At 62.6% G+C, this 9,619-nt stretch carries 13 protein-coding genes; 10 read left to right on the forward strand and 3 right to left on the reverse strand.

Features of this window, described 5'->3' with window-relative positions; genetic code table 11:
• From ABDZ36_RS09875 to ABDZ36_RS09920, 10 genes are all read left to right on the forward strand, one after another.
• A partial coding sequence (locus ABDZ36_RS09875) for a hypothetical protein (RefSeq protein WP_343749299.1) occupies window positions 1-2,497 on the forward strand: 2,497 nt, incomplete at its 5' end.
• Complete coding sequence (locus ABDZ36_RS09880; RefSeq protein ID WP_211313638.1) at window positions 2,494-2,766, forward strand: hypothetical protein; 273 nt, start codon at window positions 2,494-2,496, stop codon at window positions 2,764-2,766. The genes ABDZ36_RS09875 and ABDZ36_RS09880, both read left to right, overlap by 4 nt.
• A 4-nt stretch (window positions 2,767-2,770) precedes the next feature.
• Entirely contained in the window at window positions 2,771-3,046 is a 276-nt protein-coding gene (locus ABDZ36_RS09885) for a hypothetical protein (RefSeq protein ID WP_211313637.1), read from the forward strand.
• Window positions 3,047-3,213: 167 nt separating this feature from the next.
• Window positions 3,214-3,525 (forward strand): hypothetical protein, encoded by a 312-nt coding sequence (locus tag ABDZ36_RS09890; RefSeq protein ID WP_211313636.1) that lies wholly within the window; start codon window positions 3,214-3,216, stop codon window positions 3,523-3,525.
• Window positions 3,525-4,463: a LamG-like jellyroll fold domain-containing protein gene (locus ABDZ36_RS09895; protein WP_211313635.1), complete on the forward strand. Its 939-nt coding sequence runs from the start codon at window positions 3,525-3,527 to the stop codon at window positions 4,461-4,463. Before ABDZ36_RS09890 ends, ABDZ36_RS09895 begins: the two co-directional genes overlap by 1 nt.
• Before the next feature lie 26 nt (window positions 4,464-4,489).
• Window positions 4,490-6,724: a hypothetical protein gene (locus ABDZ36_RS09900; protein WP_211313634.1), complete on the forward strand. Its 2,235-nt coding sequence runs from the start codon at window positions 4,490-4,492 to the stop codon at window positions 6,722-6,724.
• A gap of 3 nt (window positions 6,725-6,727) precedes the next feature.
• Window positions 6,728-7,093 carry a hypothetical protein gene (locus ABDZ36_RS09905; protein ID WP_211313633.1) on the forward strand — a complete coding sequence of 122 codons (366 nt, stop codon included), beginning with the start codon at window positions 6,728-6,730 and terminating at the stop codon, window positions 7,091-7,093.
• A gap of 2 nt (window positions 7,094-7,095) precedes the next feature.
• On the forward strand, window positions 7,096-7,413 hold the full coding sequence (locus ABDZ36_RS09910; protein WP_211313632.1) for a hypothetical protein: 318 nt from the start codon (window positions 7,096-7,098) through the stop codon (window positions 7,411-7,413).
• Complete coding sequence (locus ABDZ36_RS09915; protein WP_211313631.1) at window positions 7,413-7,748, forward strand: hypothetical protein; 336 nt, start codon at window positions 7,413-7,415, stop codon at window positions 7,746-7,748. Before ABDZ36_RS09910 ends, ABDZ36_RS09915 begins: the two co-directional genes overlap by 1 nt.
• A 33-nt stretch (window positions 7,749-7,781) precedes the next feature.
• Window positions 7,782-8,207, forward strand: a complete 426-nt coding sequence (locus tag ABDZ36_RS09920) for a hypothetical protein (protein WP_211313630.1) — start codon at window positions 7,782-7,784, stop codon at window positions 8,205-8,207.
• A 97-nt stretch (window positions 8,208-8,304) separates the two neighbouring features.
• Here ABDZ36_RS09920 and ABDZ36_RS09925 read toward each other — a convergent pair whose 3' ends face one another.
• Genes ABDZ36_RS09925 through ABDZ36_RS09935 form a run of 3 tightly spaced genes read right to left on the reverse strand, consistent with a single transcriptional unit; the run spans window position 8,305 to window position 9,477 of the window.
• Window positions 8,305-8,841, reverse strand: a complete 537-nt coding sequence (locus ABDZ36_RS09925; protein WP_211313629.1) for an AN1-type zinc finger domain-containing protein — start codon at window positions 8,839-8,841, stop codon at window positions 8,305-8,307.
• Window positions 8,841-9,146 (reverse strand): helix-turn-helix transcriptional regulator, encoded by a 306-nt coding sequence (locus tag ABDZ36_RS09930; protein ID WP_211313628.1) that lies wholly within the window; start codon window positions 9,144-9,146, stop codon window positions 8,841-8,843. Before ABDZ36_RS09930 ends, ABDZ36_RS09925 begins: the two co-directional genes overlap by 1 nt.
• Before the next feature lies 1 nt (window position 9,147).
• Window positions 9,148-9,477, reverse strand: coding sequence for a hypothetical protein (locus ABDZ36_RS09935; protein WP_211313627.1), 330 nt, complete (start codon window positions 9,475-9,477; stop codon window positions 9,148-9,150).
• Between the last annotated feature and the right edge of the window lie 142 nt (window positions 9,478-9,619).

The following is a 9,619-nucleotide window of genomic DNA, read 5'->3' on the forward strand; positions in this document are numbered from 1 at the left end:
TTTAAGGAAGTATCCTGAGAAGGCGGATCTGATCGAGGATCGATACACGAAGAAGGACACCGCGAAGGACCCGTCTCCGGCGGCGGCGCGTGCGCTGGTGGAGAATCAGACGCCGGCGTCGGCGAAGGATGAGGATGTGTTCTCTGGCGCGCAGCCTGGAGCGTCTGGATCTGGGGGGTCGGCTGCTGGGTTGTCGCTTGCTGGCCGCTCTGCGCCAGACTCGGCTGATCCGGAGTCAATGAGCGACCCGCTGATCAACGCCCGGCAGAACATCTCCTCGGAGGGGGTTGCTGTCCCGAACGCGCCGTCGTCCTTCGAGCAGAATCCGGAGAACTTCACGCTTGACTACAACGCGGGGTCTGTGGATGTGTATTTGTCTGAGAGTGGGCAGCAGCGGCTTAGTGGATCTGACTCAGACGCGGGATCGCAGGATAGCGGTGTGGGCGCGTCGGCGGCGACGGCGGCGGATGAGGGGACGAATCAGGGGCGGACTGATATGATTGAGCGGTGGGCGGAGCGGAATGGGATTGATAATTATTCGGCGACGCGGGAGGTTGAGGGCGGCTGGCAGGTGTCGTTTGAGCGGGGAGGTGAGCAGCGGACGCGGAATATCGCGTTTGGATCAGAGTCGAAAACGGAACTGCAGGAGGAGCTTGCGGCAGAAGCCTCCCAGGAGTCGGCGGCGTCGCGCCAGCAACTCCTCGAGTCGGGGGGTGAGCAGCTTGATGCTGCGCTTGACGCGGCTGACAACCCGATTACGCAGAGTGCTCCAGGGCTCGATATTGAGGTGCAGTCGATGCCGCAGTCCCAGCAGCAGTCACAGACACAGCAACCGCAGACCAACCCGCCGGAGCAGTTTGGGGATGTTGACCGGTCGGCTGGGCTTGGTGCTGAGGGTACTGATGAGGTCGAGCAGGCGATCGACTCGGCGGCGGACAGCTGGGGTGAGACGCTGAGTAACGCCGCGGAGACAGTTGCGAACACACCCATTTCGGGGGCGGGAGATGCGACATCCGCCTTAGTCAATGGAGATGTCGGGAATCCCTCGTTCAGCGGGCCGTCGCCGGCGGAGGAGCAGTCGCGATCGAGTGCGGCGCAATTGCTGAATGTCCCCGGGATGGTGTCCGGCGCAATGGAGGCCGCGGAGACGGCGAACTATGTCGGTGGGCCTGCTGTCAATACGGTGACGGCGACGCTATCCGGGGATAAGAAGACGTCCAATCAGGCGGCGGAGACGACAGCAGACCGCGCTGGAAGCGTGGGGGCTGCGGGTGCGACCGTTCTGCGGGAGAGTGGGGAGTGGGCCGTCAATAACCCACAGCGTGCGGCTGGCGCGGGTGTGGTTGCGATTGGGGCGGCTGGGCTCGGTAGTGCAGCGGAGACTGCGGCAGTCAGTCGCGTCTCGGCATTAGGGAGGATCCCAGATGGGGGGTCGGCGGCATTGAAGGCTGCTCGAATAGGACGCGATTCTGCGAAACGTGTCCGCAGCACGTTTTCGGATATGAGTGGGAGAGCTCTTGCCGAGCGCGCTCAGAATGCTGGGTCGGCGGCGAAATCTGTCATCTTCCCCCGGGGGTCGTCGCGAGGGCAGATGGACTTTGGGCAGATGCCGGACGCTTCGGAGTCAGATAGTGATCCCGTGACGATCGGGGCGGGGGATCTCCAAGACGCCGCGAGACAATCACGCACGGATCCTGATGCATCGCGTCGACCCGCAGAGCTCCCGGACCAACCCGCATACGAGCGGCGGCGATCGGAGCGGATTAAGCAGGCTGACGATCCGCGTCAGCCAGATGAGCGAACTCAGCGTGAGCGTGATCGGATGAGTAAGGCTGCTGACCGAGTGCGGGAGCGGGCGGAGGAGCGGCAGGCGCGTGTCACTGACGACGGCCCGAATCGTCGAACAGGGACGAACACGGCAGGCGCGATTCTCGGGGATGGAGCAGAGCGGGAGGCAACGGTCGCGACCGATGATCCCATTCTGGGGACGAATGTCAATCCTGTCACTTATCCGAATCAGGGATCTGACACAGTCGACATAATTGGGGATGGTCTGAGTGGCTCGAATCAAGATTCTCTTCTTGGCACAGACGAACGCACGCGTCTTGATACGGACCAGCGGATCGACCTTGGCACGCGGTCGGACACGGATCAACGCACGCGTCTTGATACGGACCAGCGGATCGACCTTGGCACGCGGTCGGACACGGATCAACGCACGCGTCTTGATACGGACCAGCGGATCGACCTTGGCACGCGGTCGGACACGGATCAACGCACGCGGTCGGATGTTGATTCTCGCACTGACTTGAACACGCGGACGGACTTCGACAGCGACCTGACTGACGACCGCAAGAAGGAGGAAGAGCAGACCGGACTCGATATCTTGGGGGTGTCGAGCCAGTATTCGTACGACGTCGATACGGCTGGAAGCCTCGTCTTCGGTGGCGGGAGTGAGTCGCAGTCGTCTGAGGGGGGGATCGATGATCTGCTATGAGTCGGGACGATCGGCTGGTTCGAAGCGCGCAGGCGATCGAGATCGCGTGGGCGTTCGTCGTCCTGATCACGCTCGCGGTGATCTACGCGATCGTCAAGGAGGTCTTTGTGCCGATGCTCGACGTCTACCAGCAGCACTCGTCGACGGCGTCGCTCGATACGGGGTTGGCGTGGACGGCGACGATCTTCAACAACTTCCTGCTGGGGGTTGTGGTTGTGTCGGTGCTTGGGCTGATCGCGCTGGCGGTCTACCAGTCGCGGGGGTACTAGCCTGATGGGCCGTCTCGTTGATTTCGTGATGTTGCTACTCGCGATTCTGATCTTTCTGACGCTCCAGTTTATCGGCGGTGCGATGCTGGATCCGATGCGGGATGCGATCCTCGCAGAAGGGATCAAGAGCAGCTATGGCGCTGCGGAGAGCTTCGGTGGGATGATTGAGGTTGTGACGAAGTGGGCACCGTTGACGGCGCTCCTCGGCACGCTCCTCCTGGTTGCGTATCGGGAGTTCCGCCGGCAGCGCGTCACGGCCGCGACGGGGGTCCGTCGATGAGACGGACGCTCGTCGTCGCGTTTGCTGTGTTGGGCAGTCTCCTGCTCGTTTCTGCGCCGGTCGGGACGGCGACGCAGGGGAGTGCTGAGTTAGTTGTGGTAAGGTCGCGGGATGACGGCCGCCCGGCAGCTGGCCCGACTGAGAGATAACAGCCAAACAACAAACCAATGACAAAATACGATACCCTCACGCGAGACGAACTGATCGACCGAATCGAGTCGCTCGAAGACCAGCTTGCAGACGCGGACGGGGGCTACTCGCGCCGGTCCGTGATCGCGGCCGCGGCTGGCGTCGCCGCTGCCGGCGCTGCGGGAGTCTTCTCGACGGGAGTCGCGTCGGCCGCGCCGACCGGGACGTTCCCCGCGAGCGGGGATGACGCGCTGCTGAAGATCCGCGCCGACCGCGTGCGGCTCGTGGCTCGGAGCTCGGACCCGTCGACGCCCGATGATGGGACGATGTGGTACCGGGGTGGTCTCTGATGGGCCGCGGGATCATCGAGTCGGGGCTGTTCCGGTCGGAACGCTACCAGTTGGAACGCCGCACGTCGGACCCGGCGACGACGCAGGAGGGCGAGATGTGGATTCGGACGGACATCGCGCCGGACGCCGACCAGCTCGCAACGCTCCGGTTCGACAACGGCTCCGGAACGTGGGACATCCCGATTTACGACACGACCGCGACCACGGACAACGTTTCGAAGGCGCTCCGCTTCGAGGTCGCCGGCAGCACGGGATTCGTCCCCGTAACGACTAGCGGCGGAACGTATGACGCGCTCCGCCTCCAGCACAACGACAGCACGTATGCGTTCCACGATGCGCTCGAAGCGTCTGCAATACCCGACAGCGTGATCCATCGCTACACGTTCGAGGACAACTCCGACACGACGACCCTGACTGACATCGCGGGGAGCGCGGACGGCACTATCACGGGGATGACGTACACGTCCTCGCAGGCCGACGGCGACTACGCGGGGGATTTCGACGGAACTGACGACGAAGTAAGCATACCCGCAACTGAATCCCCACCGATTTCGTTTACGTTCGACTATTATCCGCGTGCTCCAGGGGCGGCCCTCTCGTGGGCGCAGGACTACGCGAACTCCCAAGGGATTTCCATCAAAGCGAACGTGAATGATGAACTCGAAATCGTGTACGGGTCGACATTGAAGGTCATCAACACGTCGGAGTTGAGTATCAACACACGGCAACACGTCGGTGTCACCGTCAGCAGCAGCGACGAGATAACCGTGTATCTCGACGGGTCACAAGTCGGGTCTGCTACGTCCAGTAATAATGGATGGGGGGGTAGTTCGTACCTCGGCAGCGAGGGCGGGGATGCGTACGCGGACGGGATTGTGGACGACTTCGACGTGGATGACAAGGTGTTGTCGCAATCAGAAATCCAGGAGCGGATGTGATACACATGGTGTCCATGTAACTCAAAATGACTCCCAATAAACACCAACTCGGCGTCGTGATAGCCGCCCTGCTGTTGCTCCCCAGCGGCGCGGCTGCCTATTCGGCGAGTTTCGACGGCGGCGCCGGGACGAGTTACGAGACGGGGTCGGGGCTCGTGGTCACCTCGGGGATCGACCATGGACTCGACGGCACCAACCCGTTCAACGGCAGCGACACGGTCTATCTTGACGGTGTCTCGATCTCGGCCAGCGGGCCGGCGTCGGTCACCGTCGATCAGTTCCGTGGGACACGGACGCAACTCTCCGGGATCGACGCGACCTCGACCGCGATCACGGTCGACCCTGACGACAAGAGCGCTGTCGAGATCTCCGGCGGTATCACGGACCTCTCGTGGGAGGACGCCGCGCTCGACAATTCAAATCAGATCACGTTCAGCGCGGACAGTGCGGGCACGATCACGGCGACTGACCTCCCGAATGAGACGGACTGGACGGCCGCAACTCCCGACGGCGTCCTCGTGGACTCCGGGACGACCACGGCGAGCGGCGAGGCTCAGATATCGGTCGACGCCGCCACGGATGAGGAGTTGATCCTGTTTACTAATCAGCCCCCATCGGTGACGAACGCGACGCCGACGGGGACGATTCACACGAACTCTCCGGAGCTCTCCGTTGACGTTGACGATGCGACGTTCGGGACCGCGCAGGGGGAGAGCGTCTCCTTAGAATGGTTTGTTGATGGCTCATCTGTCGGGACGACGTCGGTCTCGTCGGCCGGGACCGCGACGTTCGAGCCGTCGATATCCGACGGGAACCACACGTGGCATGTCGTCGCGACCGACAGCTACGGGACGACAACCACACTTGGAGATCAGTCAATCTCCGTTGAACACTTCGCGCCGACGATCGAGTCCGCGAGCCCCGTGGATGGGGCAAGCCTGACGCAGCGTGAGACGACGTTCACGGTTGATGTCTCCGACCAAGACTTCGCGTTCGATGGCGATACGGTCACGGGGACGCTCCACGTCGATAACGCAACGGCCGGTTCGTCGACCGTCTCGTCGAACGGTACGATCGAGATCACGCATACGATGACCGGGGGCGGCTCCCACTCCTACCATTGGGAGATTTCGGATACGTATGGCTACTCGACGTCGACGTCGACGCGGACGGTCTGGGTGCCGTCGTCGGTGACGATCCGCTCTGAGATTGGCGAGCACAAGATCATCGATAATACGTCGCTGAATGTGTCCGCCCGGCTCTACAGTGGTGAGTTGATCTTCCAGCGGAATGTGACCGGGGGGAAGGTTGATCTCTCGGGTGTGTCGGTGGATCGCGAGTACGTCTTGGCGGTGCGTGCGGATGGCTACTATCAGCGGACGATCGTCATCAGCAACATCTACAATCAGAGCACGATCTACCTGCTGCCGACAGATGCCCAGGCCGTCCTTGATGTTTTCCAGCTGAATGACCGCACGGGGAAATACCCGACGGAGTCCTCAACGCTCGTGATTAAGCGGGCGATTAACACCACGGATGGGGGGCTGCAGTGGCAGCGGATTGCGGGCGACTACTTCGGCGCTGCAGGACAGTTTAAAGCCCATCTGCAGCAGGATCGACGCTATCGGCTCGTGTTGTCGAACTCGCAGGGCGACACGCGCGTCCTGGGGCATTACTCGACAGATATCTCGGAGACCGTCGTCCTGAATCCCGTCCCGGTCGGCGTCGATGTGGACTCGAGCGCGACGACGTACGCGTGGGAGGCAACGCGATCGAACGGCACAATCGCCTTCGAGTTTACCGATCCGGCGAACGCGACGACGGACCTCCATGTCTCGATCCACGAGGAGGGCAATCAGAGTAACGTGCTGCTGAATCAGACGTATCAGAATGGGCCGTATGGGACGGTGAGCGTCACGCAGCCACTCGTTGAGAATCAGACGAATGCGTCGTGGGTGGTGTCGTGGCGTGCGGAGCGGCATGACGAGATCATCCGGGGCACGGCGACGACGGCGACGCCGCGCCAGGATCTTGTTCCGGGACTTGCGCCGTGGATCAAGCATGCGTTGTCGATCATTATGGTGGTGATCGTTGCCGCGCTCTTCACGCAGCTGAACGCGGCGGTTGGCGGTGTGACGACGGCGCTCGTCGGCGGGGGGTTCTGGCTTGGCGGGTGGTTGCCGCCCGCGGCGGGTGGTGCGATCGCGATTGCGTTGATGCTCGCAGTCGTCGTGAAGGCGGCTAGAGCAAGAGGTGCTTAACCCATGCCATACAAAATCTCGATGTGGATCGTGCTGTTCCTCGTGTTCTTCAACGCGGGGGCGGGACTGCTCGGAGCGAGTGGCGCGGCTGCCTATCTTGGCGTGCAGCCAAGTCCAGGTGGCGGCGAGGAGTTGGCGTCGGCGACGAGCTCCACGCAAGACTTCCGGACGGGGAGTGGTGGCGGGGAGACGCTGTTCGCGCTCTACAGCACGCTGAGTGGCACGCTGGAGAGCATCTTCAACGCGATCTTCCCGGGAGCAGCGATGTTGAAGAACGCCGGGGTGCCCGATTATCTTGTGACCTTCCTGTTCACGGGGCTGGCGTTGATCCCGGGCTATGATCTGATCATGTTCCTCCGGAGGGGATAACGATGGCGTGTGCTGCCTACGACGGCCGGTGGCTGCGGGCGATTATGGGTGAGGAGATGCATGTTCGGGATCTGGTGTTGTGCGGCTATCAGTCCCAGATCGGCGGGCCGTTCTTCGCCGCGCTCGTCCTTCTCGGCATGATCAACCTCCCGATCTATATTCGCACGCAGTCGGCGCTATTGCCGACGGTGGTGACGTTGATCGTCGGTGGCGTCCTGCTCGTCGAGGTCGGGTCGATCGCGCAGGCCCTCCTGGTCGTGATGCTCCTCTTCGGGTTGGGGCTGGGACCCGTCTTGCTCCTTCGGCGGGTGCAGCGCTGATGGCTGCCGTGATGTTCGCGCAGATTGTCGCGGCGAGCGTCGCTGGGACGGTCTGCCACGAGGCCGCGCACGCGCTTGTGGCGGCCGTCCTGGGGAAGTTCCATGCGTTCGATGTCCGCAGGTGGGAAGTCCACTGGCGCTACGCTGGCGGGACGCTTGGGGACTATGCGGTCGCGGGCGCGCCACTCGGGATCGGGATCGTCGCGCTCCCGGTTGCCGTCGCGATCGCGAGCGGACTGCCGCCGCTCTGGTTCTGGATGGGCTGGGCGTGGTTCACGCTCGTCGGCGCGATTGCGGGCGACTTCCGCTTCGCGGCGGCCGAGCCGAGTCGCTAGGGGTTTTAGAAGGGCGGGCGGGAACGAAGGCCCATGCCTAGTGGGAAGCCCGCACACATCCAGTTACGCGGCACGAGTCTTAAGAGCACGGACTGTCCGAGCAGCGGTCCGATCCCGGCGGGAGGCGAGGATGCGCTCAACGATGTCGAGTTCGAGACGGCGGGCATGCGCGATGGCGCTCGCGCACTTCTCCGACACTGGGAGGACGCCCACGGCAACTTCTCCGAGATCGCGCGCCGCTCAGGCTGGAGTCCGCCACATATTCGCCGCGTCTACGACCAGTACTTCGAGGCGGCGGATGAGGATGGGGCGGACGAGATCGAGGTGGACGACGTCGCGATGGATGATCTCTCGGCGTCCGCTCGCGAGCTCTATCGGCGTGGCTATCGCGATGGGTTCGCGGATGGCTTCGAGGAGGCGAAGGACCTGCTTGACGGCGAGGAGTCGAACTCTGGCTAACCAGCTCGCCTCCGCCTACGGCGGGACAGCGTCAGCGAGACCCAGCCCCTTCCAGGAGGGAGAGCCACGGGATGCGGCCTTCTGGTCTTAGAACGAGTTAGACCGAGAGAATGAGCAGGAGCGCGCTGAGGATGACGACGCCGATGAGGCCGAGGAAGAAGAAGAGGATGACGGGCCAGGTGCGCGTAGCTGTCTGACTGTCCCCGGCCTCAGCCTCCTGCTGCATTCGTTCTTGAGCGCGGAGTTGTTTCTCGTGTGGACTGAGGTCCTCCTCGCCGTCGCTTGACTGGGTTCGGTGCCACGGCCGGGACGAGGATTCGTCGCCGAAGAGGGAGTCGCCGGCTTCGAGCGTCGGATCGTCTGACTTTTCGTCTTCCTCCCGCCACTGTCGGACTGACCGTCGTTGCTTCTCGGCGAGTGTGAGCGCGGATTTGGGTGTGGTGGAGGACTCGGGGTCTTTGTCCGCGAGGCCGGTCTCGAAGTGCTTGCGGTCGTCGTCTGTCTTCGTGAGGAGCGCGGGACAGCGATGGTTCTCTGGGAGGCGATGCTCGCCGCAGAAGCGCTGGTCACATTCGTTGCAGCTGAACGCGAGGCCGTCGTCGCCGTCGCAGCCGAACGCGGAGCAATCACCCATCAGCGGAGGACGTAGCCGGGCCGCGCGGGGCTCGGTTCTGGGTAGATGCAGTCGGCACGGGCTTCGCCGTCGAGGTAGAGCTGTCCCCAGTAGGTGATCCACCATTTGCCGCGATCGGGGCGTTCGGGCTCGACGTAGCCAGCCTGCGCCAGTACGCGGAGGCGCTCGGCGACGCGATACTGAGGGGCTGGGCGCGGTACGCGGGCTGCCAGCGTGCCGAGGGTGATGTAGTCGTCGCGACGAAGCTCTTCGAGGAGGCGCTCGTCAAGGACCGTCATCCAGTCACCAGCGGCGCGTACGCGCATGTTAGACGCTCTCGCTCGCCCCCGATATATCGTTTTCCCCGGATACTTCTTTCTCGTATTTGCAGGTCTCGACGTCGTACTCGCCGCGAAGATAGGCTCTGCCGGCCTCGGTCATCCGATAGGAGTTGCCGCTAACCTGTTGGAGTAGGCTGTGATCGGCGAGCTTGCGAAAGCGTTCACTAACGTATTGGCGAGAGAAGTTGATACGCGGATGTTTCGAGAGTTCGGTAGGAGTGAAGAAGGCCTCGCCCTCCGACTCTTCTTCCTCCCTGAACACCTCCAGAATACGGTCGTCAAGGAGGACCTGCCAGTCAGCGGATTGGCGGACCATATTTGAGACAATATCCGGGGAGATAATGTAACTCGGTGAATATACGTGTTTGATGAAAAGTGCGTTGAAAGACTCCACCCAAACCTATATACGACAGCGTGCTATTGTAGTCGAATAACGAAACTATCCTTGCGGACTGACG

Origin of the sequence: Halarchaeum salinum (assembly GCF_039520965.1) — an archaeon.
In the GTDB taxonomy this organism is placed as follows: Archaea; Halobacteriota; Halobacteria; order Halobacteriales; family Halobacteriaceae; genus Halarchaeum; species Halarchaeum salinum.

Coding starts and splice junctions, on each gene's coding strand:
- ABDZ36_RS09880 (WP_211313638.1), top strand. CDS start 2,494: ATGAGTCGGGACGATCGGCTGGTTCGAAGCGCGCAGGCGATCGAGATC.
- ABDZ36_RS09885 (WP_211313637.1), top strand. CDS start 2,771: ATGGGCCGTCTCGTTGATTTCGTGATGTTGCTACTCGCGATTCTGATC.
- ABDZ36_RS09890 (WP_211313636.1), top strand. CDS start 3,214: ATGACAAAATACGATACCCTCACGCGAGACGAACTGATCGACCGAATC.
- ABDZ36_RS09895 (WP_211313635.1), top strand. CDS start 3,525: ATGGGCCGCGGGATCATCGAGTCGGGGCTGTTCCGGTCGGAACGCTAC.
- ABDZ36_RS09900 (WP_211313634.1), top strand. CDS start 4,490: ATGACTCCCAATAAACACCAACTCGGCGTCGTGATAGCCGCCCTGCTG.
- ABDZ36_RS09905 (WP_211313633.1), top strand. CDS start 6,728: ATGCCATACAAAATCTCGATGTGGATCGTGCTGTTCCTCGTGTTCTTC.
- ABDZ36_RS09910 (WP_211313632.1), top strand. CDS start 7,096: ATGGCGTGTGCTGCCTACGACGGCCGGTGGCTGCGGGCGATTATGGGT.
- ABDZ36_RS09915 (WP_211313631.1), top strand. CDS start 7,413: ATGGCTGCCGTGATGTTCGCGCAGATTGTCGCGGCGAGCGTCGCTGGG.
- ABDZ36_RS09920 (WP_211313630.1), top strand. CDS start 7,782: ATGCCTAGTGGGAAGCCCGCACACATCCAGTTACGCGGCACGAGTCTT.
- ABDZ36_RS09925 (WP_211313629.1), bottom strand. CDS start 8,841: ATGGGTGATTGCTCCGCGTTCGGCTGCGACGGCGACGACGGCCTCGCG.
- ABDZ36_RS09930 (WP_211313628.1), bottom strand. CDS start 9,146: ATGCGCGTACGCGCCGCTGGTGACTGGATGACGGTCCTTGACGAGCGC.
- ABDZ36_RS09935 (WP_211313627.1), bottom strand. CDS start 9,477: ATGGTCCGCCAATCCGCTGACTGGCAGGTCCTCCTTGACGACCGTATT.